This window comes from Pseudomonadota bacterium, from assembly GCA_026388275.1.
Lineage (GTDB): Bacteria > Desulfobacterota > Syntrophorhabdia > Syntrophorhabdales > Syntrophorhabdaceae > JAPLKB01.
In genome coordinates, this window is the sequence record JAPLKB010000021.1 from 29,342 (window position 1) to 55,019 (window position 25,678).

Genomic DNA, 25,678 nt, shown 5'->3' on the forward strand with positions numbered 1-25,678 from the left:
AGCCGGTATTCGACAAGGTTGATAACCGCTTCATAAACTGAGCTTCAATGTTGGGTCTGACTATGTATCACGGGAAACGGTGGAAACAGTTTCCACCACCAATCAAATCTCTGAAAATCCAGTACTGACGATGCTTCACACGATATAACTTTAAAACTTCCTCATGAGATACAGGCTGCCATACGGGAGGGAAAAGTAACCTGTGGGAGCTGAAGGGTTCAAACTATTTTTTATTTGTTCTTAATAGTAGTAGAGCACCTAATCCGAAAAGCTAATTATAGATGATAAAAGATTTAAACACAGTTTCACCTCAAAGGTCTTCAATTGCAAAGTCAAGTTTGCGGGACAGCAATGTGCTGAATGGCTTCTATCTTGGTTTTGCGGCGGTTTGAGGATTTGCGGACACAGTGTCCGCAAATTATCTGAGGAGGGTTTTAGTGGACACAGAAAGTATAAGATTTTTACATACTCTTACCTCTTATTTGTCCGGAACATACAATTGACTTGCGCTTCGCTTAAGGGCCTTGTTTTCATAATTCTTTGTTTGTTCCTTCTTGTCCGCAAAGCATTGTCTGTATTGGTTTTACGGCGATTTGAGGATTTGCTGTAACTGTTACAGCAAATTGCCTGAAGGGGTTTTTAAGGTGGCGGGAAGTCCTAACTTTTTTGTCGGAATTCAAAATTCAAGGGCAGACCCCGTTATTTCTTTTCTAGACATCAGACTATTTACTTTTGTCTGTTTTTTCAACACGTGCTTTCTCTATCCCAAACAATTACATTGTAATCCGTTTATCATCATATCGAGTTGTTTCCAGATTGCCGGGTTTTCCTTGCATAGACTTATCGGCATTTCAGCATTCTGTTGCCTGATTCTATTGATTATGGTCTGGAAAGCAGCAACACGTTTCTTTTCCGGATACCGAAGTTTGGTCCCATCGCTTACAAGCCCATCATTAATTCGTAATAAAGTAGATTCCGGAAAGCGCGATCCAATATGGTTGACCAGGCCCTTGGACGGTCTGTATTCCCCTATAGTAATACGTGTCGGCTGCACATATTGGAAGATGGTATCCACAAGACCGATGTAGTCCTCCTGCCACCCTTCGTAAATGATTATCGGGTCAATACGCAAACGTATCTCGTATCCTGCCTTCTGTAATCGTTGCGCTGCCAACAAACGTGCTTCAGGCGGCGCTGTTCGATGTTCAAGGTGACGATAAACCTTATCGGTATTGACACTGAAGGACATAATGGATTTTCCGCCGTGAGGTAATCGAAGCAATCCTTCAACGTTATTGCCCTTGGTGAGAAAGAGCAGTCTTGTTCGTGCGGTGTGTTCAGCTACAAACGGTATAAGTCTTTCAGCAAATCCGGTAATATCCTCCACCGCCAAGGGATCACAGAGTTCGCCAAGATTGAGTACCCGCAAGGTTTCTGGTATATCGCTTTTATCAAAGGCCACTGTCTCTTTGAATATTTTTTCATAATTCACGAAATGGGTCGAAATAGGATTCGTACGGAACGTCAAATAAAGATAACAATACTCGCACCAGAAATTGCAGTTGTTGTATGCTGTCAGCTTGTAGAACTTTGCACACCGTCCAATAGGGTGTTGAAATTGCTCGATAAAAGGACTGGTCCGATTGCGAAGCAGGAGCACCCCTCTTTCGGCCAAGAGTTTTTCGATACCCTTCTCCCCGTTGGGAGACGGTGCTTTATCAATCCACCTGAGCGGAATATGTGACCGTTCGGCAATTTCTTCAGCCCTTTTCTTATCGCATTTGTCACGGAGAGCCCAGAGCTGAGAAACCAGCGAGGTTTTGTCGTGATTATGCAAAAGGCTTTGCTGAGAGTAATTCATTATCATTAATCCTTGTCTTCCTGGAGCGGCTGTAAAGCTTCATTCCTTCAAAACCTTTAAGCAGCTTCTCAACGGTCTTTGAATAATCGCTGTTATTATAGCAGCAAAAGAACTCCTTCATGGCTGTTAACTTCAGATTCTTTCTGGATATATGCCCATTTTCTGCTGTTATGTCATAGAGCCGCTTTGTAAACAACACCATGTCTTTTGATGCTTCGAGGGGTCGTGTGTCGAAAAGGAATCCTTCGGCAAATTCATGCTTCAAAAACCGCTCCCTTGCTTTATACATAGTCTCATTCATAAGCAGAATACCGTCTTCATGCCTTGTTCCATAGATAAGCCTGTACTTTGGCAAGTGTCCATATTTCTGTCGAACCGGATAATTGCAGACCATCAGAAAATATTCGTTCATTTGTTTCATGTAAGATTCCACAATTTTCTGTTCTTTTTCAGCAAATGAAAAGCTCGAATCGGACACTATGTCTTTCCAGTAATCTCCACCGGCTATTACATCCATTTGTTCTACTGACATGCCTTCCGCGCCACAAAAATTTTCTTCGTCGTGACCTTCCTCGGAATCAAAGCTTTGCGTGTCCATTTTGAGAGCCACTAGACCGCACCTGATGAATGCTGTACTATTGAAATTCAACAACACCTCAACGCTCGTATTATGTTCGGCAATTGCTCTGTAAATCTCGGAAAGTTCTGAAAATGGTAGTTCTTTTATGCCATACGGGTCAACATACAGAAAGATTGTGCTTGATCTTGCCATTGACCTGATGTCATCAAGATAGTTCCTGAAATCAATCTGTTTTGCCTCAGCAAAGGCGCTGAATGGTTCCAGATTCTTTTGAAGTTTGGCGAAAAGTTTCTTTTGTTTTTCCAGAAACAGACCTTTGATATCAACACGCTTGTTGTACAAACCTTCCATATGTCCGGCAATAATCAGCGGTGAACCGTCCGAGCCATCCTCGAACCTTCCTGGACCGGCGCAGCAGTCTATGATACGAATCGGTTTATGCAGAAATTTGACTTTTTCGAGATAAGGCGTCAAGTAATTGCCAAGAATAAAATCTTTGTATTTTGACCATGCTCGTTTTTGTTTAAAAAAATCATCAGACATGATCGTTCCCCCCTTCACTATCATCCTTTTCTGTGGAACGGTTATATAATGCAGAAACGAGGGTATCAACTTGGGCTTCGAGGACCGAGACGTCCGTAGCGTGATCAGCTTTCTTTGCCTCCAAGATGCAGTCTACAAGTTTAATAATAGGTGCCTGTTCTTCGGGCATCGCGATAGGGACGGGAAGTTTCTTCCAGTCGTCTGGGTAGAGTTGAACATTGTTGCGGCGGTTAATACGCAGAAAATTTTGAGCCATGCTCGAATTCAGCACGCCAAGCAGATACTTAATGGGGAATGCACGGCTTGTTAGTTCCAATTTCTCACGTCCAGGCAAGTCTGATCGTACTGGCTTTTCGTCATCATAGCGTGCCGTTTTTTTCAACGAATTATTACGAATGCCCTCCAAGAGATGCCAAGGCAAACAAACAAATATTCCGTGGTTACAGTATAGTCTTTGGCAATCCAGAGCCGCACGAATGTCTCCAACCATCGGCAACATTATTTTCTCAGTATGCTCATATAGCTCTACGAATGTTTTTCTTCGAAACATTTGCGGAGCCCGAACCGTATCCCACTCTAAGAACTTATGTTTTCCAAGAAACCACCGGTTAAGGTCTTTTCCTTCAACAAAGGGTTTGAGATGTATATTATCTTTTTCATCGCTTAAGAGATCTGAAAGCTTGAAAGCGTTCTGTGCCACTTTCTCGTTGGCATTTACTACCATGCCAACACTAATATAGCAGATATTGGACAAGTTCATTGCTGGAGCATCGAAACGGGAGTTTCGCATGTCTTCTGGAAAAAACACCCGGTAATTCAGCTTGCTCTGCTCATCTGACGGAAGCATATTCACTGCACCAAATTCTGGATCATGAATCCGTCGTTCCGGCTTCCATTGCTCACCATTGGCCTTCTGGAAGAAATAGGTAAGATTATGAACACCAGCGTCAAAGACCTTTATTTTGCTCAGAAAATCAAGGCGAAGTATTCTGCTGTTTTTGAGGAACCATTCCTGGGACTTCTGCGCGTATTTTGAGTGGCAGTAGGCATCGGATACTATCAGTGAGGTTATTCCGCATGATTTAAGAAGTTTAAAACCTCGTTCCATAAAAGGAATGAAAAGGTCCCATTTCTCCCAGAGTGTATCGTACTGACCGCTCTTTGTGATTTGCTGCCGTATGGAGAGATGTTCTTCACCTGAATCGGCCCGGACATACGGCGGATTTCCTATCACTACATCAAACCCGTCCGTTATCCCGAACATCCATTCCGGGTCAAAAAAAGGCGCTGATGCATTCTGATCGTAGGGATCAAAACATACAATCAGTTGAGCAGTTGTTTTATCCAGTCCGTCATCAACAAGGAGTTTTGAAATTTCTTCTCGCAATGTCCTGTCTTTTTTCTGCCAGTTAATCTTGTCTCTCCGTGTCTTTGCGGAAAAATATTTATGGCGTATTGACTTAAGGTCCTTTTCCAGTTGTACAATTTTTTGATTTTTCAGCAAATTCTGGCCGAGTTTTTCCAGACCTATCAACGTATTTGCCGCCACGAACTTGGTCTCAAGGTTCGGCAAAGCCCTGATGCCGAGGTTTTCTTTGCCAGGCTGTTTCTTTTGGTCTATAACAAGTGAGATAAAAAAGCGAAGTTTCGCGATCTGTACGGCTATAGGCTGGATGTCAACGCCATAGATGCAGTTCTCTATTAGGTACAACTTCCTGCCGTAATCAAGTTCATTGCTCCCGAAAGCGTCTTCAATATCTTGCCTATTCTGTTCAAGCCCGGCAATAACCTGCTCCCGCGCAGCAGTATCGGTAATTCCCTGGGCTTCTTCTATCAGTTTGTCTACCTTGTAAATCTGCCTTTGTTCCCACTGCTTATTGCTCGGGTCGAGCTTGTGGAGAATATGAACCATTTTGTGGAGCACGCCCATAGGAAAAGCCCCTGAACCGCAGGCGGGGTCGAGGATTTTGCATTTGTCGATAGTATCAATGAGTGTCTTTGTGTCAGCTTCATTAAAAACATGCTCTTTTTCGGTATATTCAAAGAGCAGATCTATGCTGGCCTGTAAATCTTCTTCCGTCATGGAAGATTCCTCTAAAAGGTGCCCTTTTAGATATGCCTTCAGTGATTCATCGACCATGTAGTTGACTATTTCTCGCGGCGTATAAAAAGAGCCGGTCTGTTTGCGGGCCGTGGTCTGAGTTTCAGGGTTATAGCTGGCAAGCAGGTTTTCAAAGACCTTTCCCAGAAGTTCGGGGTCAAGGGCGACCTCCTCTTCTATGGGCGTATTTTCTTCGACTGTAAACTTGTAGCCTGAGAGGATTTCAACAAGACCCTTTGTTGTGTATTTTTTGTTTTTTGTGCCGTATATTTCGTTTAAATCTGCTTCATGTTCTTCGGAAAAAAATAGAGTGTCGGGCACAATGGCCTGTTTCCGTGGGTTTCGTGAAAACCCATCGACATAAAGGATCTTGCCTTCATCATCCGGTTTGTCAAGACAGTCAAAAAGACCGCCGTTGAGAAACGGCACATCTTTAAAAAGGCTCAACGCCTCGGCTTCGTCCACCTTGAAAAGATCAACATAGCGGAAGAGGTTTTTAACACCATATTCGGACCTGTTTTGAGGAAAAGCCCCCTGTTTTGTAAAAGCGCGTTCATCCATTTTTTGGTTCAGCGTACCAAAGAAAAGGTTTTGGAGAATTGCCTGATAATAAGAGCATGATGTTTTGTTCTTGGCAAATTCCTTCAGGATTTTTTCAAGCTCGGTTTTATTGAAAATAGCCTCCGGCACCAATCCCTTTTCTTTAATGAACCAGATAAAGATTATTCGGGTGATAAGCCGGATCAGGCTTGTGGCATTGCGAATGTTTTCGTCCTTTTCCAGGTCATCAGGGAAAGAAACCTGTTTCATGGCATAGAAATACCAGTTTGAAAGTTCCCGATAGAAACTTTTGTTCAGCGTGGAAACATTGAATACTTTTTGCCAGTATTTGTACAGTCCTGAAAATGAAGTGATCGCGTCCTTACCTGAGCGGGCGATTTGCATATCGAGCAAAATCCTCATATGGCCGCTATGAGTTTTTTCAATGCTCACATCCTTGAGCATTGTTACCTTACCGACACTTTCGCCTTCTCTCCATTCCTGTTTGTATTTCATCCGCTCGCTGTTGGCAAAGGCGATGCAATTGCCGTATTTGAAGACTACAGTAACGGGGGTGTAGTGAAAGGTGCGGTTGAATGCCCGTGTTATTTCAGCTAACTGGCTTCTCGTAGGCAATAAATCACCGTCCCGTTGTTTGAGCGTAACACCGAAAATGACAAGGCCGTCGTAGTCTTTGTCAATTTTCTTCAGCATGGAAGTGGTCCACTCTTTTTTGAAAAGCTGATTTTGTCCTTCAAAGATAGCGTCATCCACCATGCCCAGTACATACACATCGTCTATGAGCTTGTGAGCATGGTTGTCAGGCTTGTATTTATCGCCGAGAATAGCCGCTGGGCTTGCCGGTTCGTCGGCAATATAGTTTACCGGTACCTGCAAATCCTCAAAAAGATTCTTGAGAGCCTGTATGAACGAATCTTCTTTGAATGTGCTCAGTCTTCTCATTTTAGCTCACAATAAACCAGGTTATTAAATCGACATTGTCTTTATCAAACTTTTGGGATTGATTACCCTCTGTTTTTATTTTCTGCACAGCTTCCTTACCACCTGATTTCAATTTATTGATCAGATCAAGGGCGGCCTGTCCCATTTTTTGTTTTACGCTGCCGTCCTCCTGCAATTCTTCTTCTACTGACTGTTTTTTCAACCACAGGCCCAGAGCGTCCGAAAGCCGTTGAATTGCTTCAGGTTCGCCGTGGTCAACGGCCTTGCTCACAAAACGGTCGTTTTCTTTGTGTTTTGCGATAGCATCCAGAACTTCTTTCTGATTAAGGAAAACTGCTTCGCCCTGATAATTAACATAAATCAGTTCATAGCCCCTATATTTGAAATTCTCAGCCCTGGGCGGTTTGCTCGGGTAGCCCATCAAGGCAATAAGCCCATCCTGGGGGCAGAATTCCTTTTGAGCCTGAAATCCGGTGTAAACTCCTTTAGGCATCTCCTTGAAGGCACGTTCATTTTTATTCAATTCTTCAAATAACTCTTGCCTGTAAGCTTCCAGCGACAGATCATCAAAACCCAATCCCTGTTTGTTTGCTTCAATATCATCCCATGTGGATTCCATCTGCTCCAGCATACGCGCTTTCTGCCTTTGTTCCAGATTCTCATCTTCAGCCATTCGCCTGAATGAATCTGAAAATTCGAGATGTACCTCAGAGCCTGCAAGTTTCATCTGTGCCATACGTTTTTCAATCCTTCCCTGCAGATTAAGGTAAGTATTTATGTTATTTGAAGGCCAGAAGTTAATGCAGAATATTTTTTCATTCGGAGAGCCAAGGCGGTCTATACGTCCGAAGCGCTGAATGACACGCACAGGATTCCAGTGGATATCGTAGTTCACTACAAAATCACAATCCTGTAGGTTCTGCCCTTCACTTAGCACATCGGTGGCAATAAGGATGTCAATCGGATTTTGAAGTTTGCTGTATGTTTTCTTATCATTATCGGCAATCCATTCCTGCCATTCATTAAATTGCTCAATAAGCGTCATATCCGGTCTGCCAGGTTCAAATGCCCATTCCTTTTCACGGAACAGTTTTGTGAAAGGCGCAAAACGTTCGAGTATAGGCTCAAATTGTTTTGTTTCCCCTTCTTCATCCCATACTCTGGATGCATCGCCGCTTACCACAGCAATTTTACTGAATCCTCGAGCCTTAAGCTGATCAAAAAGATAATAGGCGGTATCTTTGTACACCGTAAATATGAGTACCTTCTGATTGGCCTTGTTTTCCCCGTTTTTTTGCTTTCTGCTGATCCGGTCTATAAGTACTTCCAGCTTATCGTCTTCACTTAGATGATTTGAAGGTTTCTTAAGTTCTTTTTCAATCTTGCGTTCAAACTGAATCAGGTTGGATTGTAAGAGCTGCAAGGCTTCAATGTCGGCTTTCAGGTCCCGCTTGTATTTTTCAATATTGCCTGATTTGTCTATATCGGACAATCGAATCAGCCGCTTCTTTCCAAGAGTGAATTCCTCGACTTCTTCCGCAAGATCGTCATCATCAAAAAGCTTAAGCTGACCGTCATCCATTCCGGCATCTTTTTTAGTTTGTTCATACTGTTTGATTCTATCAAGGGCATTTTGATGATGTGCCAGAATTTTCTCTACTGTTGATTTAAAGGAATACCAGGATGACTCAAGCCGTTTAACAAGAAGAATGTACATCATTTTTACCAGGAAGTAATCGCGCTGCTTCTCGTCATGCAGAATCTCCACCTCTTCTTCCTGCTCAACATAGAAAGACGGCTGATAGCCTGAAAGCATCGGCGGAAAATGGTCAAACAACTCTTCAAAACTTTCAAAATTGCCTATCTGCTTTGGCGTAATAAATATATTTTCAGGTTTCGTCTTGGGAGGAAATTCCAGACCGTTCTGATGACCTTCGATCATCTTTCTGGTTCTCGCTACGGTAAGGGAATCTGTGAGTTTGAAGAAATTGGCAGGAAGTTTTCTGATAAATTCACCGATCCTGGGATTGACATCCTGAGCCCATTCATTGAAGGCTTTTTGCGCTGTTCTGAAAGTATAATCAAGATTCTTTATATCCAGCGTTTCTTCAAAACCTTTTACATCTCCCCCTGTAATTAGCTTGAACTGGTTTCTAATGTCTATTAACGAATTATTGATGGGTGTAGCAGAGAGCATCAATACTTTGGTGTCTTCGTTTCGGGAAAGGATTTCCTCCACAAGGAACTTGTATCGCTTGGATTTGTCGTTTCTTAAGTGATGGCTTTCATCGATGACAAAAAGCTTCGGTTTCTCATTAACAAATAATTTATCAGCCCTGTCATGATATTTATCCATTAGCTCTGGCGTAAGGTCGGTATGAAATCGTATGAAGTATTCAAAATGATCTTTTTCAAACCTGGAATTCTGATGTTTGAGATATGCCCGCCAGTTGTTCTGAAGTTTCTTAGGGCAGATCAAAACAATCTCATGTCCCTGTAACTGGTAGAATTTCATTACTGCCAAAGCGCTCCATGTCTTACCAAGACCGACGGCATCTGCAAGGATGGCTCCATTGAATTTTTGGAGCATTTTAATCAGGCTCAGAACACCTTTTTGCTGAAACTCATATAAGGACTTATACACAACAGTATTTTCAAGCCTGCCGATTTTCCGGTTAAATTCCGGATTATCCTTCTCCATCATAAGCTCTTCACCGAAAAGCTCGAAGAGCACCTTGAAATACAACTGTTTAGGCGTGTATTCCTTAAATATTTTCTTTATTTCATCAATAAGATATTCTTTGAAAGGAATTCTTTGAGTTTTGCCGCCCTCGGTAATTATGATTTTGTCGTTGTGTGCCTGCGGTTTTTTCCAGAGCAGATCAAACCATTCAATCAGTTCTTTGTATTGCAGGTCCGAACCGAAACCGGCAATGTTTAATTCTACATTGTTTGTCTTTTTCAGACCTGCACCTGCTTCTGTAAGATTTGAACTGCCGGAAATATAGTAATTCTTTTGAGGGTCTTTTACGTCGTTTTTGAATAAGTAAGCCTTAGCATGGCAGAAATTCGGCTCCAGTGTTTTTGCTGCCACTTTTTCCAATTCGAGAAAAGATACGGCTTCTTTAGCCAGTTGGCTCAATTTCAAGGAAGCTTCAATGTTTATGTTTTCGTTGAGCAGGTTTAAAGCTCTGTCTTTGTCAGAGTCAAAGTTAACAATATCGCCCAGGATGAAACGATATTCATTGATTTTATCTTTTGTGGTTCTTGAAAGAAAAGCCAATGCTGCAACAGTGAAGTATCCTGTAACAATAGATAGATTACCTGTTTGCGTATATTTGGCAATCCATTCATGGACCTTAGGATTATCGTTTTCGTTGTCTAATAACATGGTTTAATTTCCTTGTCTTTCGTCTTCAAAAACATGAATTATGGGGACGTAATTGCAAGTATGGTGTTCCTGTGAGTATTAACGAGATGTTATTCCCTGATTTCATAACTTCTAAATCCATCCATTCCCCCTAAAGTACAGATCATAAGCTACAGCGATCAGCAAATCTTGTATATTTAGCAGCTTTTCTTCACAACTTTTTTGCTGTATACAGAATGTTAACTCTTTAATTCCTTAAATACAAACAGTTTTTTTTAATTTCCACGGGGTGTTATTGGAATCCGGAAGAGTTATCGGAAAATCAACTTCAGCAAGTCGTTTACATTCTTTAGGAATCATCGCCTGAACCTATCATAATATTTGGCTTCCTTTTTTACCGTTTTCTTTCTCTGCGCTTTGCTCGGAGGGCAGGGTTTCTGCTATGGCCTTTCCATCTTCATCCTTGCCAGTAAAATCCCTTTGAACATCAGGAGCTATGATGGCATATATAGGGAAGAAGGCCTTATTCTGAAAGATATTTGCAAGGCCTTGTCTAATAATTCGTTGTTCTGTCTCGATATCAACGTAGCCTTTCGGGTAATAATGTCCTCTCTTGATATGCACCTTGTCAAAATTGTAACCCATGCGTATTGACATCTTATGTAATAATTCTGCAAGAAGATCTTCTTTTTTTGAAGTCCAATTTGTCCAACCTTCTTTATCCTCTGTCTTCAATGTTGCCGCTACATTGAGGTGATCTCCGTATTCCCTCTATGCTTCAAAAACAGCTTTTGTTTTTTTATCATCCTGTGAAAATTCGATATCAATTTTATTGAGAGCTTCAACGTGAATTGGGGATAAACCCGCTGCCCTTGTGGCCATTAAACTTCGAAAAACATCCAATTTTCTCTTTTCCAATTCACACTTTTTGTTGAGCCAGGAGCTGATCTGTAATGCAATTATTGGAGCAAGTAAAATGGCTAATATGTTTACCATTACCAGAAAAATATTCATTTTTTCACCTCAATAATGTTGTTCGTCTCACAAAGGATATTCGTTCGACTACATTATTATTACTCATGCTCCTTGCCTTCCTCATTCACACCGTCCTCCGAATCCCATATCTCACGGTAGGTGTTCACATACCCGACGGTGGCCTCGGGATTTATCTGGAAGTAATAACGGCAAACTTTTTTGTAGAGACTAAGTATAGCGGGATCGAAGCAGAAATCGAGGAGGCCATCAAGTAGATGTTCAATACGCTCATCTTCGAGGCATAGCCCTTCAACAACTGCATTGACTTCATCGGTATACTGCTGCTCGGCTTTGCGAGCAAGCCGATCACGTGTCGCCGCCAAATCTCTAATGGCTTGGAAGGTATCCTTCATAAACCTTCTTTACTTATTACCACGTTTATTACCACGTTTTCACCCTCTATTACCACGTTTTTCCCATAGAGCTTTTCGCCCTGTTCCTTTACATGCGAGCTTGCCTTCGTCACGTTGCCGGTTAAGCACCACGCGGATCATATCCCGGCTGATTGAAGGGCACGCACGCTCAACGTCGGCTATTCCGAAAGCACTCGGCATACGCTCTATTGCGTGCTCAATTAATGCCGTTTTCGCACCGCGGGCTTTCGTGGTGGCTCCAACCCGGTCCTCAAATTCACGGTAGGCCCTTATCAGGATGCTGAGAGAATACTCCCACCATGGTTTCAGGCGATGTCTTCCCTCGTGCCATCCCTCAGAAGAGGATCGAAGAATTTCATAATACGTTTCCTTCGACTCTTCAATTAATCGTTCTATGCTGATATAACGGCCTACCGTATAATCAGTCTGGTGCAAGAGAAGGACATTGAGAAGCCTTGAAACCCTTCCGTTGCCATCCATGAAAGGGTGGATACAGAGAAAATCGAGAACGAATGCCGGAATCAGCAGCAGGGGACTGATATGCCCTTGAGCGTAAAGACTGCTGAACCTCTCGCATAGTTCTTTCATATAAAGGGGCGTTTCACGAGCCTGGACCGGGATAAACCTCGTAATCCATCGGCCGTCGGGGAGCCTTTCTTCGATGGTATTGTCCCGCGTCTTATATACGCCGCCGGTGACAGCAGCCTGGGCATATATTTCCCGATGAAACAGCTTCACTGTTTCTTCACTCAATGGAAACCGTTCCGGATCAATATGAATCTGAGACAATATATTACGGTAACCCAGTATCTCCGCCTCAGAGCGATCCCTCGGCTGCACTGGATGGAGCATGATTTCTTTAAACCGAGATGGCGAGACACTCACGCCTTCTATGCGGTTCGACGATTCTGTGCTCTCTACTACGGCAACCTGGCGAAGCGACTCAAGTACTTGTGGGGTCTGATGACGATACAGGTCCTGTCTTCCCTTTAATTCTCCTAGAGTTTGTAAAAGCCCTCCCATTTCTATAGGTATTGCCTGCTGTTCCAGAAAAGAACGGTCAAGTGATCTCATGTCTCAAAACCCCCGTAAGGCTTTGCTGTTTCTTTCACTTCCATGGGCCCGGCCATTTTTCAGAATCTCTTCTTTGTGAAACATAACCCCACCCGAGTCCTTGCGGCGTGTCCGGCGGGGAGCAGATAAATTGTCAGAAATTTTGCCATCTCGTCCTATTCCCCTATGGTATCAAAAAAACCGTGGTACAATTTCCAGAATGGTATCATAGAAATAGCCGGGCTTATTGTCTGTTCAGTATCATAGGTGATGATGTATCCCTTCTCCATGTTCAGTTTCTTCATTGCAGTAATCAGTCCGCCTGTTTCCCGGTCCAGATTGGACTGTCCTATTTCGTATCCGACCTGAATCCCTGTCAGGGTTTTGCCGGTCTTGACAACAAAATCACATTCCTTGTTCTCGTGAAAGAAGAATATTTCACGGAAGCCATTCTTTACGAGCTCTGTATAAACAAGGTTTTCGAGAAGCTTGCCTTTATTGTCGGAGAACTTGAAGGAGACGGTATTCAAAAAGCTGTTGTCAACAGCATAAATTTTCTTCCTGGCCTTTGACTGGGCCTTCAGAGAAAAGGAAAGGCTCTTCACCTCATCCACAAGAAAGCTCTCTTCCAGATATCCCACGAATTCTCTGACCGTATTCTCGTTGCTCTGCACCGCTTTAGCAAGGCTGTTATAGGAATAAAGTCCCGATACATTCGATATGAGATAATGAGCCAGTTCCTTGAACGCCCGCGTATCCCGTATGCTGTGGTTGCCGAGGCAATCCTTCAGGATAATCGTTTCATAATAGCTCAAAAGAATTTCTCTCTTAAGCTCATGATTCGGCGTTTTGTATACCTCGGGAAAGGAGCCGTAAAGTAGGACATCGTCGAGAAGACTCAGCACTTTCGGCCTGTTGCCAAGAAGGTCTCTCAAGGAGACTATTCCGCTGTTGCTCAACATTTCCTGAAACGAAAAAGGGTAAACATAGTCTGTTATATACCTTCCTGACAGAAGCTTTGCATAATCACCCTTGAGCAAGAGCGAGTTGGAGCCTGTTATGAATATCTTTGTGAAGGCACCGGCATCATACTGGCTCTTTATGAACTTTTCCCACCCCTGAACATTCTGAATTTCATCAAGGAACAGACAGGAAACCTTCTCTCCTGTGATTTTCTCAGCCGTCTCTACAACCCTGTAAAGTTCCTTGGCATCTTTCCACGCCTCGGAATAGAAAGGGTCATCAAGATTGACATAAACGATGGATAACGGATCAATAGTCTCAGCAAGATGGTTAATGAGAAGTTTGAAAAGCGATGATTTGCCGCTCCTGCGCACGCCAAGGAGGATTTGGATTTCTTTGAGTTTCAGCTTGCTTAAAACAGAGGAAAGAACTTTCCTGTTTATAAGATCAGGATACGGCTCATTTTTCCAGTGTCTGTTTTGGAGTATTAGCGCCTTGTCCATTTACTATCCGTAATAAGTATTATTGTAATACTTTACTAACTTAAATTAGTAAAAGCAATATATTTTTCAAGGAAACGAGTAGCACCATACTAATCCTCATATGCCCTTGGGTTCTCCCGAACTTCCATCGGTTGAACGACAGCATTAACGCTGAGTGTGTAATGAGCAACTTTTACAACCTCATGCCAATTGAGCCGGGCCGGGTCTTGATCGGAAACCGTCTCCACCCGCATGGGCTCGTTGAAGAGCGGCCCAGTGAGAATCTGTCCTTCGCTAATTGTTTGAGTTCCGCTCACTATTAATTATTCTCCTGATCGTTGCCGTCGGTTTCCTCTCCAGGTTCGCCAAACTCCTTGTCCATATGCAGCTCACGTTTCTTCTTCATCCAGCCGTGCATAATAGCAGGACACAACTACTCAAAAAGGGGTGCCATTTTCTCCCAATCCACTGAAGAAGTTATCCATAGTTCGGCACCGCCATCCGGCCTCAGTTTCAATTTTGAACCGATTTTTTCCTTTTGTTGTATCCAAAATATTAGCTCTTTAATTACATAAATACAAACAGTTTTTTTAATTTCCACGGGGTTTTATGAGAATCCGGAAGAGTTGTCGTTTTCAATGGACGGTATCATTCAATATAGTATTTTTCATCACTTTAAAACATTCATGAAATTGTTGAACAATCTATCAATATCCTCTTTTCTCGCTATTACGTTTACCCATTCTTTCGGAATTGCTTCGACACCATAATAAATTCCAGCAAGACCGCCTGTGACTATTCCTGTGGTATCAGTGTCATCACCGAGGTTTACGGCTTTGAGAACTGCTTCGGTAAATGTGTGTGAATTCAAAAGGCACCAGATGCTTGCTTCAAGCGTGTGAATCACATATCCGCCTGATTGAATTTTCTCTTCCGGGAGTTGATGAATGTTCCCTGAGAGGATACGTTCAAAATGTGCAAGCTCACGGAAACACTGTGGTTGATTGTAGTACTCTTCTGTCTGCACTATGGCATAATGGTATGCTTCTTCCGGATCATTGCCTTTTAGTAGTGCCGATACCATAAGGCAATAGAAACCACAGGCTATTTGTGAGCGGACATGGCGATGGGTGAGAGAGGAGGCTCGATGGGCATATTCAAGGATCTCTGAAACGGGTGAATTGGCAAAATATAACCCGACAGGCAATATATGCATGAGTGACCCGTTCCCGTTATCACCGTCCGAGGTTCCTCCAGCTTCTTCCGGAGGTATCCCTCTCATCATCCGCTTGATGCCTGCATGCGTTGCCCCACCTACATCGAAGGTTTCACCCCAGGGTGTCCAGTACGCTTCATTGAGCCACTGGATAAAGAGTTGTCCCATACGGTTTGTATCAAAACCATCGAGGAGGCTTTCTGTGGTACAGAGCATAAGAGATGAATCATCGGACCATGATCCTGGAGGGAGGTTGAAGGTACCGTAACCTCTCATGCCGGTTACAGGGTCCATTTTTCTTACTTCTCTGCTTTTGAATTCTACTGGTACACCGAGAGCATCACCGATGACAGCGCCCCAGAGACCTCCGAGTATCCTTTCTTTAAAAGATATTTCTGTCATGCTTATTCTCCTTGTTTCCAATTCATCACCATATGCCGTTGGATCGGGCTTTCCGGCGATGGATGACGGGATTCAGGATCATTCCTGCGGAGGTGCTGAATAATCTCAAAAACCGTTGATTTGGAAGCAATTCCATGGCGCATGAGGTAGCATCCGACAACAGTGCCAGTGCGTCCCTTCCCTCCCAGGCAGTGAACATAGGCAGGTTTTTTGTTTTCTATGGCCAGGTCGATTTCATTGAGAATGGTCTCCATTTCTTCCTTAGAGGGGATGTCCATATCTTCGATGGGACGTCTCACACAGGTGATATCTACACCTTTTTCCTGTGCGTATTTATTGAGAAGAGGCTGGTAAGGAACGAAAAGACCTCTGTACCGGACATGCTCTGCCTCTTCCATAAGGTTGATAATATACCGGATACCAATGGATACAAGACCTCGTAATTTCTTCTCCATTTCAATAGGACTTATATCGCCGGGATAGTAACCGGCAAGGAATTTACCCGGTACTACCCAATAGGAACGGGCAAAGGGAACAGCAGGGGAGTCTTTGGTGTTTTTAGTCATGGTGTTTTTCCCTTCAGCATTTTAAGGGTTGAGGTAGTGTTTATTATCATATACTCCTTATTTTCGTGTCTCTATTCTCCGCTTCAGATTCCAGTTCATTTATTTTAAATGTATATTGCGGCATGATAACCCTCCCTTACAAATGAGTATATCATGTGTCAGTGACAACAGTATGTCACCAATGTAAAACCCAATAATAAAATCAGGCTTAGCCTAAACCTCCTGTGCTTGCTCTATGGCATAATGTATTTTACAAAAATCATATATACCTTAACAATTTACATTCATCATGATACAATTCTGTTATGAAGCCAATAAAAAAAGGAGCAAATCCTGCGGGTATTTCTGAAAAAGTTATTCGGCTTCTTGAGATTTATACCCTTATTGCCCAGAAGCAGTTTCCTTCTATAGATTTTCTGATGGAACGTTTTCAGGTTTCCAAGAGAACTGTGTTTCGTTACCTTGAGCTTATAAATATCATTGACCCGATTGAATATGACAAGGAAAGAAATGGCTATACATTTACTGAGGGAGACCGGATAAAGAAACTTATTCTTACCGATGAAGAGTTCCAGACCCTCCTTGTGGCGGGGGAATCGGTATCTCACCTCGGGGCAATCTTCAAAGAGAATTTTCAGAAACTCGTCATGAGGATGTTTACTCACGGCGGCAAGGTACCTTTCAAAAAAGATAAACCGGCGATCATCGTAAAGTCCCCGGATGCCTTATTCAGCGCCAAAATCGGAAGCATTCTGGGAGCACTTCTACCATGCATTGAAGAAAAAAGGGCAGTTGACATCAGCTATAAGGCCCGGCTCTCAAAAGAGGTAACGAAGCGCACAGTTGACCCGTACGTTGTTGTTCTCTATGATGGCATCTGGATTCTTGTCGGTTTCTGCCACCTGAGAAAGACGATACGGAGTTTCGCCCTTGACAGGATAATAGATATACAGGAGCGTAATCTCTATTTTACCTCTCAGCCGGATTTTGATCTTAAGGCACATCTCTCCAGTCCCTGGGGAATCATAGACGGCAAAGAAGCGACAGTAACAGTCAGGTTCAAGAGAGAGATAGCAGATTATATTCTCAGGAAAGACAAGTGGCATTCTTCAGAAAAGAGAACGATTCTCCCTGACGGTGCTGTAGAACTCTCATTTACCGTTGCAGGTGTGGACGAAATTAAACGGTGGATTTACTCCTGGCTTCCCCATGTCGAGGTCATCAAACCGGTTTGGTTCAGAAAACAGATTCAGAAAGAACTTTCCGCCTCGGTAAAAGATCACCTTATGTAGCCTTTCTATTTGCATTCTTGTTTTAACAAAAAACCTACGATTTAAAATTAATAACCCTTTAACTTAATGCTGAAAGACTGGATCTAAAATATCCTTTTAAATTTAGCGGCTTTTTATGAAATTAATCAGCACCTTATCCTACCGGCTTTCCTGCGATGGAAGCCTCCTGGTGGAAGGGCCAAACTTTACTTAATATTTCCATACTCGATCATCGAGTGCAAAAGGTCTCGGATCACCGACGGTGATTTTTACAAAATCAGGATGCTTAACATTGATGACAAAATTGTGCTCTCCGGGGATAACCGCTGAAGGTACGCGGAGCAAGGCCGAGGCATTACTTTCTGCCCATTTTGTTCCAATGTCTCTTGTGAAATCCGGGGGAGGGGAAGTGTTCCATCCCGTCGCCAGATCGTCAATATATATTTCTATTGCCTTTATGGCATCAGGAATCAGGACAGATATCGCCATAAGGGACTTGCTGATTGTGATATCGCGCCTCGTAAAATGGATAAATAATTCCAGAACCGCTAAAGAGAGGGTCTCGCTTGCGTAAACAACCGGTATCCCCACATGATTCCAGCGCCCGCCCCCCAAACGTGCGCCGTCTCCTGAAAGGGCATTTGGAAGGTGCTTCTTTTTTATTACACGCCAGGCCTGAATCAAGAAATGATACCGTACTCTATACGGGTCAACAGTTCTTCAACTTCACGGGTCCCCGCATCGGTCTGGAGCATTTCGAAAGGGACTACCCCGCCAAGGCCATGCTGTGCACTGTTTAACCATTCCAAGGCGTCTCCCTTGTTCTCAAACACCTCTTCTGCCAAGGCTATAATACGGGCAAAACGATAAAGTCTATCGCTTTCTACAGGGGAAAGCCTTCCTTTTGAGATTATATTTTCTGAGGCTTTTCGCTTTCTCGCAATCGTACGGAGGCTTGTCCCAATGATAAGTGCAAGAGTTTCATCTGTAAGATTGAACTCTTTCTTTATATGATACATTACCCTCGAAGGCATTCCTTTTTTTATCAAGGCATCGAAGTCGATAGGGTTCTGGATCTTCTCCCCTAATTCCTTTTCCCCTCCAAGAATCGCTGCTACTGTTCCCATAACTACCTCCTTGTCATCTGACATATATTATACATGTCAATTGGCATATTGTCAAAGATATTTTGGAAATTGACTTCTATCGGAAAATACACGGCGCCAAATATATCATCTACCTTTTATCATATCCGGGAACCTAAAAATCAGAATATCTCTAAATATCAAGTATTATTGAATGCGGGTCGGAAAGAGTCATCAAAAACAAGAACGTTGAAGAGATATTATGGAAATAAGACCCAGTTTTTCAGTATTAACCCGACTTTTTTATTTCCCGATGACATATTGTTGTCACCACTAACCTTTATAATATAACAGTAAGAAACATAGTAAAGGGGGTTCGTATGGAAGGATATGTAAAAGATTTTGTAATGAACATTAAACCGGGTGAGATGCAGGTACATGAGAATCTTGCCATAGTGCCGTTATGTATGAAAGGAAACGGAGGCCCGTCATACATCACCTTAAAGGAAGGACTTGAGAAAGGCACTCTCATTGTTACCGAGGTTACCGAAGGCGGCTCTGTCCCGGAATTAAAAGTTATCAACAAAGGTGACATACCAGTCCTTTTACTCGATGGCGAAGAACTGTCCGGGGCCAAACAGAACAGAGTACTCAATACGACAGTTCTCATTGACGGCAACAGTGAAACAGTCATCCCGGTAAGTTGTACCGAACACGGCAGGTGGTCTTATACCTCACATGAATTCAGGGACTCTGATGTGATGATGGCATATAATATAAAGAGGAAGAAGGCCGGGTCCATTATCAGAAATCTCCGCGAATCCGGACAATTCAGATCAAACCAGGGTGAAGTCTGGGATGACATTCAGGATATGGCTGTCAATGCGAAAGTTCATTCACCTACCGGGGCTATGAAGGATGTCTTCGAATCAAAAGAACGCGAACTTGATGATTACCTCAAAGCCGTCACTCTCATGCCTGACCAGAAAGGGATGATGGTCATGATCAACGGTGCCTTGATGGGGTTTGACATCCTCTCTCTCGGCTCCGCTTACAAATTGCTCCATCCGAAACTTCTCAAGAGCTTTGCCATAGAGGCACTTCTCGACAGGAGGAAAAGGGCAATAGTGCCACTCGTTGCCATCGCAAATGGATTCCTCCAGGATGTCCTGTCCTGCTCAGATACGAAACATAAATCAGTCGGTCTCGGATGGGATTACCGGTTCGAAGGTAAAGAGAAGGTCGGTTCTGCTCTCGTCCATGAAGACAAGGTTATACACATGGCCTTTTTCACCCTTGCAGAAAGCGAGAAAATAGAAAGCATGTCCGGATTTAAACAGAGAAGAAGCTACAGAACAAAATGACACAACGCATAGTAACAATTCCTATATTATAAGCATCATGCGGCGTTGCTGAGGATGGCGCCATCTTTGACAGGGGTGGCGCCATCAAGGGGCGGGTTCACGGAAGCAAGTAAAGATACAACTCAAGAGGATAAAAAGGGGATTAATATATGCCAAAAGCACCATCTTGCAATGTTATGGAAGATTATAATGAGGATGAAGTGGAAGAATCCATACAACACCCAAATTATGCAGCTCCGCCATCACGCCGATTAATTGTTAAACGCAATGGCCACAGTATTACCCGACAGATTCCCAAACCGGTTGTATTGATTGACACTCGCGAGAAATCACCTTTCGATTTCAGCAGGTTTCATAACTGGATCAGGGAAGAGAGAAGACAGAGACTTAATATAGGTGATTATAGTATAGAAGGAATGGAAAACCTGGTTGCCCTGGAACGCAAATCTCTCAGTGATCTGATAACAACTTTAATACAGCAGCGGCCAAGGTTTTTCAAGATGTGCGAACAGTTGGCACGATATCGCTGGCGTGCGCTATTGGTCGAAGCAAGTTACGAGGATATCAAGTCGCCCTACAGTGCGGAGTATTGTACACTGGCCCACCCCAACGCTATTTCAGGTACTCTTGATGCCTTAGAATCCCGCTTTGGCATCCCGATTATTTATACCTCTCTGTACCGGCCGCTGGCTGAAGAAAAAGCAGCAAGCTGGTTATCAAAACACTTCACATACTGGTATTTAGAAGAAAACGGATTTGGTCGGGTTCTGCAGGAAGGAGACTTGTAGCAGCCTGATGATATTTTGTTGGTTATCAAATCATCTATTTTACAAATTCTTCAATAAAAGCAGTGTATAAAAAGGTTTTTTCAACCGGAATTAGGCACATAGAATCAATACGCCTCTCCTCTAGGGACGATGCTGACTACAGCAATGATATGCTGCTCCGGCAGAATACTGAATATGATCCGGTAGTCGCCAACCCTCAAACGATAAAAGCCACGAAGCTGTCCCGTCAGAGGCTTAACCTGGCTGTGTTCAACAGGGTGATTCTTCTCTGAAAGCTCCAGCAATCCTGCTTTAATCCGGTCTCTTAAACTCTTGTCCAGATGTTCGTAATACCGTTGTGCCTTTGAAGATAACTTAACTGTCCAGTTCAAGAATCCCCTTGCCTCCCCCAGACTTAATCTCTTCCAGTCCCTCCCTGCATTCTTCGATAAATCCCGGTAATTTTAACAGCTCAAGAGTTTCTTTGTGACGTGTAATATATTCGTCTGCCATCTCCGTAAATATATCTGCGAGAGAAATATTTTCATATCCTGCAATTGCACGGATCAGTCTTATACGTTCTTCCGGTATGCGAATGGTTGTTGCTGTTTTTGCCATATATGCACCTCCTCTTTTGATATGTATTATATAATCATGATAGCATAATATCAATACATTATGGTGTTATGGTGCTTTTATGCCAGCCAAAGCAAATTAATGCGAATAAAAAAGTAATATGGAAACGGAGCAAATCACAAACTGCCTTCTCCGATGGGTAACTTGCTTTCGGGCTTCATCTATCCGCGTCCTTGCGTCCGCAAGACTTATTTCCGGGTATGTACCCAAGGCAAACAATTTTTCTTTACCGTCAAAACGATACTTCAAACGCCATAGCTTACCGCCCCGAGGAGTTATCAAAAGAAAAAGGCCATTACCGTCAAATAACCTATAAACCTTGTCTGTGGGCTGTGCAGCATTGATATTCTTTCCAGATAAGGGGCTAATCCTTTTAGGAATTGGCTTTTACCTCCTTTCTTGGGGTAACTGTTTTTTATGCTTGGGGTAACAGTGAAAAAGTTATCCCGCATATAAGCCGGATTTCTATTGTTCTTACAGCACTTCTTTAAACTAACATCAACAAAAAACCCGCTATTTCTAACGGGTTTTTGTACTTCCTTGAATTGTGTTTGATTCTTAAATGGTGGAGGCGGCGGGAATCGAACCCGCGTCCAAAAAAGAAGGCACCAGAGAGCCTACATGCTTAGTCAGTGTTCTAAGTCTCAGATGATGAAACACCCGCTGACAGGTTTTTCATCATCCCAGCCTATTAATTTCGCCACCCCGCATAGGCATCCAGAGAGACTATCCTGCTTGTATCACACCATACACGGACTTGAAGCAGGCAGAAAGTCCGGATGATGTAGCCGCTCTAAGCGGCTAGTGCGTACTCAAAAGAGTCTGCAGTTGTGTTTAGTTTCCGCTTATTTGCGGGTAAGCAGTAACCCGGCATGCCTCTATGATCCTCACTTCCCTGTCGAAGCCAATCGCCCCCTTTATATATTGTTCATAAATCAATAGCCGGGGTCCAGAGCAACCGAACATTCTTAATCCGAAATAGAAAATCATCTCGACCTCAGTTCCCTTTCAGCGACCCTTTTTTCGTCTTTCCTCTTTATGCTTTCCCTCTTGTCGTATAAGGTTTTACCCTTAGCAAGTGCAAGCTCCAACTTTACCATATTCCTGTTGTTAAAATACATGGACAAAGGCACCAGCGTAAAGCCCCTCTCCTTTACTTTCCCGAAAAGCTTCGAGATTTCCCTCTTGTGCAGCAGCAGCTTCCGTTCTCTTTTCGGTTCATGGTTGTATATGTTCCCGCATGAATATGGACTTATATGGGCATTTACCAGAAAAAGCTCACCATCTTTTATCTTTGCATAACTGTCCTTCAGGTTCGCCTTACCCTCGCGCAGAGATTTTACTTCTGTTCCTGTCAGAACAAGGCCTGTCTCAAATTTGTCCTCAATATGGAACTCATGGTAAGCTTTTCTATTAGTACATATTGTCTTCATGCATGTAAGTATAGCACAGATTGGTCTGATTTTGTAGGTACTATATAAGTCAAACACATTTATGACAATAATCTCTTAATTTCCTTAGAGAATAAATGCTAAACACATTGACAAGCAGTTTTCCTTTGCTATACTTCATAGCATATTAAATGTACCGGAAGGAGGTCAATGGTATGGATCCCGTTGAACCTGTTAAGTTAAGGATCTTAACGTTGAGAGATCTTGATGAAGTGTCAAAGATTGACTACTCCCTGCTTGGTATAAAAAGAATAGAATACTGGGAACAGAAACTCGAAAGAGCAGAGACCTCAGGTGTACCCTCGCTGGCAGCAGAGATTGACGGCAATTTAGTCGGTTTTATTTCGGGAAAAGTAAGCACATGGGAATGTGGAACACCGGATAATACAGCGTGGATAGATGCTTTCGGTGTAGCAAAGAAATATCAGAAAAGGGGGATTGCCCAGCTTCTTTTTAAAGAAATGTTTTCTATATTCAAGAAGGTAGGGGTAAACAATATATATATTTTTGTCAGTTGGAAAGATTGGGATTTACTTAAATTCTTTGAAAAGATGAAATTCCGCATGGGAGATATGATAAACCTGGAGTTAAAGCTTTAGCGTAAGCCAGCCAATCTATTATAAATAAAGTGTTTATAACTTTTTAGAACCTGTATTGGTTATAGCAGAAAAAGTAATGCTCAAATCATCAAGGAATCACCGGCTATAATATATTATCCCATATTTTCCATTAAGATTAAGTATCGGCGTCGTGTTTATCCCCGGCAAACACGCTCATTGCGCTTAAGACGGCAAAATTTGCTCGCATCCGGGATCATGGACTACCGGCATCCTGCTTTCTCGTACAATATCAACACCTTCAATAATACTTTTCCACAAATCATGTTCATAACATGTTTAAAAGTTACGTAAACCTGCCTGTAACATCTTAGAATGATTCGATGTTATACCATACCTCCCTATGTTGCCTGTTGTAGAAATATCCTTGAAATTACAGGCTTTATAATTTTGTCATACAAAATAAACCCCCTTGTACCCATAGTGGTATTTGTTTTGAAATATCGCAAAGTTATAGATAATCTAATTTTCACAAAGCGCACAATAGCATCAGGTAAGGCTTTACAGGATGGCAAAAGAAAGGGGCTAAATAAAGATTTATTTTATAAGGACATGACAAACTCTTTTCCGGGACTCACGTCGCTAAATACTTCACATTTGTCTGAAAAGATGCAGGTAGTTGCGGCTGACAGTAAGAAGTTCGGGTCTTTCTTTGAGCTTCAGCATACCCCGTCCTGTAATTGAACGGCTCACTTTGTCTATTCTTGCAACATTTACAATAGTTCCCCGGTGTATCTGCCAGAATTGACCGGGATCGAGTTCCTGTACCAGCTCTTTAATGCTTTTTTTAATAAGGGATTCCCCTTCTTTCGTCATTACCAGTGTATATTTATCCTCGGCACTGAAATAGTCCACCTCATCCACCGGTATGAGACGGATTGTATCTTTATGCTGCGTTCTGATCCAGCGCAGAAATTCCATGCCCCTTCTGTCCGGCAGCCTTGAGATAATTTGCTCAACAACGTCGGCAAGCCCATCCGGTGGTTCAACGGAGGCATTCAGTTGATTCTTGAGGCGCTCAACGGTCTGAACCAGCCTGTCCTTTGACACAGGCTTAAGGAGATAATCAACAGCCTCCCGCTCAAACGCTTCTACTGCATACTGGTCATAGGCAGTTACAAATACAATGCGGCAGATGTTTGCGATCTTTTTTGCCACCTCCATGCCTGAAAGACCCGGCATTTTGATATCAAGGAAGGCGATCTGTGGTTTCATTGATTCCACCAAAGCAAGGGTTTCATTGCCGTTTTTGGCCTCGCCGCAGATCACAAGCTCAGGCCAAACCTCCGATAATATCGATCTGAGATATACCCTCAACTCTTTTTCATCATCGGCAATGATAGCTTTATACGTCATGCTTCGGCACCTCGATGATAGCCTTTACGCCATTCGGTTTGTTCTCTTCTAATATTAAACGACCTGCCTGGCCATAAAGCAGCCTGATGCGCTCACTCACATTTCTGATGCCTACCCCGGCTTCATTTCCGGATGAAAACCCGGCTCCTGTGTCCAGTACCTCTATCCTTATCAGGTTATTTTCTTCCACAGCTTTAATCGATATTTTTCCGCCCTCAATGCTCGGTTCAAGGCCGTGCTTTATTGCATTCTCAACCAGAGGCTGAAGCAGCATAGGGGGCAAGGGATATTCTCTGATTTCATCGGGAACATCAATCACAAAACTCAGCCTCTCACCCATCCTGATTTGCTGGATATTTAGATAGGCCTTAATACTGCTTATTTCCTGATCCAGCGTAGTTGTCTCAGGCAGCGTCCTTGATAGAGATGTGCGAAGATAACTGATTAGGTCCATCAGCATGGACTTACCCTTGGCCGGCTCTGTATCTATAAGGCTTAAAACATTGGAAAGGGTGTTGAAGAGGAAATGTGGCTCAATCTGTGCCTGGAGCAGCTTCAGGTTGTACTCAAGAACCGCCTTTTCGCTTGCGAGACGATTGAACTTTTCTTTTTCCACAGCTTCCCTGATGGATTTTAACCGCGCACTGGAATAAAAGAAATAGCAGGCTGTGCCACCAAAAAAAAGGGCCATGACAAAGGTCTTGAGAACATGGGTGTCGTCCGTACTTATCATGAAAGGGAAAAAGCGTCGGAGTATAAAATGACCCACATAGGAACCTACTATCATTCCACCGACAACACTGGCTATTAGTATGAGAATTATTGATAAGGCCTTGTCCAGTTCCGGATTGATGAGCCTGAACAGCAAAACGGCGAGAGTGCAGATTGATATCCCAAAGGACAGGGACATGACAAGATTAACAAGAAACGGTTTTGAGATGCCGATTATGCTGAGAAATGCAGCGATCACAAGGGATATGATGATTGTATAAAGATAATCCAGGAGTATGTGCCTGACATCATGACGGTCTTTAATGCGGGGTGCCGTTAGATCAATATTTGGCTTGGTGATCATTCCTTCC

At 43.0% G+C, this 25,678-nt stretch carries 23 protein-coding genes, 1 other RNA gene and 1 pseudogene; 4 read left to right on the top strand and 21 right to left on the bottom strand.

What is annotated here, in order from left to right; all coding sequences use genetic code 11:
• Nucleotides 1-760: 760 nt before the first annotated feature.
• The 12 genes from NT010_06100 to NT010_06155 form a co-directional block, all read right to left on the bottom strand.
• Nucleotides 761-1,861 (bottom strand): hypothetical protein, encoded by a 1,101-nt coding sequence (locus NT010_06100; GenBank protein ID MCX5805628.1) that lies wholly within the window; start codon nucleotides 1,859-1,861, stop codon nucleotides 761-763.
• Complete coding sequence (gene tcmP, locus NT010_06105; GenBank protein ID MCX5805629.1) at nucleotides 1,830-2,984, bottom strand: three-Cys-motif partner protein TcmP; 1,155 nt, start codon at nucleotides 2,982-2,984, stop codon at nucleotides 1,830-1,832. Before tcmP ends, NT010_06100 begins: the two co-directional genes overlap by 32 nt.
• A complete protein-coding gene (locus NT010_06110) occupies nucleotides 2,977-6,588 on the bottom strand; it encodes an Eco57I restriction-modification methylase domain-containing protein (protein ID MCX5805630.1) in 3,612 nt (1,203 codons plus the stop codon). The genes tcmP and NT010_06110 overlap by 8 nt, the downstream gene beginning before the upstream one ends.
• A gap of 1 nt (nucleotide 6,589) precedes the next feature.
• Entirely contained in the window at nucleotides 6,590-9,979 is a 3,390-nt protein-coding gene (locus NT010_06115; GenBank protein ID MCX5805631.1) for a helicase-related protein, read from the bottom strand.
• Nucleotides 9,980-10,330: 351 nt separating this feature from the next.
• Complete coding sequence (locus tag NT010_06120; protein MCX5805632.1) at nucleotides 10,331-10,693, bottom strand: hypothetical protein; 363 nt, start codon at nucleotides 10,691-10,693, stop codon at nucleotides 10,331-10,333.
• 36 nt (nucleotides 10,694-10,729) lie between these two features.
• Nucleotides 10,730-10,972, bottom strand: a complete 243-nt coding sequence (locus tag NT010_06125; protein MCX5805633.1) for a hypothetical protein — start codon at nucleotides 10,970-10,972, stop codon at nucleotides 10,730-10,732.
• 59 nt (nucleotides 10,973-11,031) lie between these two features.
• Nucleotides 11,032-11,346, bottom strand: a complete 315-nt coding sequence (locus tag NT010_06130) for a hypothetical protein (protein MCX5805634.1) — start codon at nucleotides 11,344-11,346, stop codon at nucleotides 11,032-11,034.
• Nucleotides 11,347-11,385: 39 nt separating this feature from the next.
• Nucleotides 11,386-12,441, bottom strand: coding sequence for a Fic family protein (locus NT010_06135; protein ID MCX5805635.1), 1,056 nt, complete (start codon nucleotides 12,439-12,441; stop codon nucleotides 11,386-11,388).
• Nucleotides 12,442-12,596: 155 nt separating this feature from the next.
• On the bottom strand, nucleotides 12,597-13,886 hold the full coding sequence (locus NT010_06140; protein ID MCX5805636.1) for an ATP-binding protein: 1,290 nt from the start codon (nucleotides 13,884-13,886) through the stop codon (nucleotides 12,597-12,599).
• A gap of 412 nt (nucleotides 13,887-14,298) precedes the next feature.
• The gene (locus tag NT010_06145; GenBank protein MCX5805637.1) at nucleotides 14,299-14,466 is read right to left on the bottom strand and encodes a hypothetical protein; all 168 of its coding nucleotides are present in this window, start codon (nucleotides 14,464-14,466) and stop codon (nucleotides 14,299-14,301) included.
• Nucleotides 14,467-14,535: 69 nt separating this feature from the next.
• The gene (locus NT010_06150) at nucleotides 14,536-15,483 is read right to left on the bottom strand and encodes an ADP-ribosylglycohydrolase family protein (protein MCX5805638.1); all 948 of its coding nucleotides are present in this window, start codon (nucleotides 15,481-15,483) and stop codon (nucleotides 14,536-14,538) included.
• Nucleotides 15,484-15,485: 2 nt separating this feature from the next.
• Nucleotides 15,486-16,049, bottom strand: coding sequence for a dual specificity protein phosphatase family protein (locus NT010_06155; protein MCX5805639.1), 564 nt, complete (start codon nucleotides 16,047-16,049; stop codon nucleotides 15,486-15,488).
• A 305-nt stretch (nucleotides 16,050-16,354) separates the two neighbouring features.
• Here NT010_06155 and NT010_06160 point away from each other — a divergent pair, with 305 nt between their 5' ends.
• Nucleotides 16,355-17,341, top strand: coding sequence for a WYL domain-containing protein (locus NT010_06160; protein ID MCX5805640.1), 987 nt, complete (start codon nucleotides 16,355-16,357; stop codon nucleotides 17,339-17,341).
• Between the two features lie 189 nt (nucleotides 17,342-17,530).
• Here NT010_06160 and NT010_06165 read toward each other — a convergent pair whose 3' ends face one another.
• Nucleotides 17,531-18,004: an RES family NAD+ phosphorylase gene (locus tag NT010_06165; protein MCX5805641.1), complete on the bottom strand. Its 474-nt coding sequence runs from the start codon at nucleotides 18,002-18,004 to the stop codon at nucleotides 17,531-17,533.
• On the bottom strand, nucleotides 18,001-18,447 hold the full coding sequence (locus tag NT010_06170; protein MCX5805642.1) for a DUF2384 domain-containing protein: 447 nt from the start codon (nucleotides 18,445-18,447) through the stop codon (nucleotides 18,001-18,003). The genes NT010_06165 and NT010_06170 overlap by 4 nt, the downstream gene beginning before the upstream one ends.
• A gap of 338 nt (nucleotides 18,448-18,785) precedes the next feature.
• On the opposite strand from NT010_06170, the gene NT010_06175 reads away from it, so the two are divergent.
• Nucleotides 18,786-19,769, top strand: coding sequence for a hypothetical protein (locus tag NT010_06175; GenBank protein MCX5805643.1), 984 nt, complete (start codon nucleotides 18,786-18,788; stop codon nucleotides 19,767-19,769).
• Between the two features lie 149 nt (nucleotides 19,770-19,918).
• The gene (locus NT010_06180; GenBank protein MCX5805644.1) at nucleotides 19,919-20,557 is read left to right on the top strand and encodes a hypothetical protein; all 639 of its coding nucleotides are present in this window, start codon (nucleotides 19,919-19,921) and stop codon (nucleotides 20,555-20,557) included.
• 104 nt (nucleotides 20,558-20,661) lie between these two features.
• Here NT010_06180 and NT010_06185 read toward each other — a convergent pair whose 3' ends face one another.
• The 5 genes and pseudogenes from NT010_06185 to smpB all read right to left on the bottom strand — a co-directional run bounded on the left by NT010_06185 (nucleotide 20,662) and on the right by smpB (nucleotide 22,605).
• Nucleotides 20,662-20,928, bottom strand: coding sequence for a type II toxin-antitoxin system RelE/ParE family toxin (locus NT010_06185; GenBank protein ID MCX5805645.1), 267 nt, complete (start codon nucleotides 20,926-20,928; stop codon nucleotides 20,662-20,664).
• Nucleotides 20,912-21,154 carry a hypothetical protein gene (locus tag NT010_06190; GenBank protein MCX5805646.1) on the bottom strand — a complete coding sequence of 81 codons (243 nt, stop codon included), beginning with the start codon at nucleotides 21,152-21,154 and terminating at the stop codon, nucleotides 20,912-20,914. The genes NT010_06185 and NT010_06190 overlap by 17 nt, the downstream gene beginning before the upstream one ends.
• 159 nt (nucleotides 21,155-21,313) lie before the next feature.
• Nucleotides 21,314-21,553: pseudogene (locus tag NT010_06195) on the bottom strand (Arm DNA-binding domain-containing protein).
• A gap of 182 nt (nucleotides 21,554-21,735) precedes the next feature.
• Nucleotides 21,736-22,088: a transfer-messenger RNA gene (gene ssrA / locus NT010_06200) on the bottom strand.
• A gap of 70 nt (nucleotides 22,089-22,158) precedes the next feature.
• Complete coding sequence (gene smpB / locus NT010_06205; protein ID MCX5805647.1) at nucleotides 22,159-22,605, bottom strand: SsrA-binding protein SmpB; 447 nt, start codon at nucleotides 22,603-22,605, stop codon at nucleotides 22,159-22,161.
• A gap of 173 nt (nucleotides 22,606-22,778) precedes the next feature.
• Here smpB and NT010_06210 point away from each other — a divergent pair, with 173 nt between their 5' ends.
• A complete protein-coding gene (locus NT010_06210; protein MCX5805648.1) occupies nucleotides 22,779-23,222 on the top strand; it encodes a GNAT family N-acetyltransferase in 444 nt (147 codons plus the stop codon).
• A 609-nt stretch (nucleotides 23,223-23,831) separates the two neighbouring features.
• Here NT010_06210 and NT010_06215 read toward each other — a convergent pair.
• Both NT010_06215 and NT010_06220 read right to left on the bottom strand, forming a co-directional pair.
• The gene (locus NT010_06215; GenBank protein MCX5805649.1) at nucleotides 23,832-24,596 is read right to left on the bottom strand and encodes a LytTR family DNA-binding domain-containing protein; all 765 of its coding nucleotides are present in this window, start codon (nucleotides 24,594-24,596) and stop codon (nucleotides 23,832-23,834) included.
• A complete protein-coding gene (locus tag NT010_06220) occupies nucleotides 24,586-25,671 on the bottom strand; it encodes a histidine kinase (protein MCX5805650.1) in 1,086 nt (361 codons plus the stop codon). Before NT010_06220 ends, NT010_06215 begins: the two co-directional genes overlap by 11 nt.
• Nucleotides 25,672-25,678 lie beyond the last annotated feature (7 nt).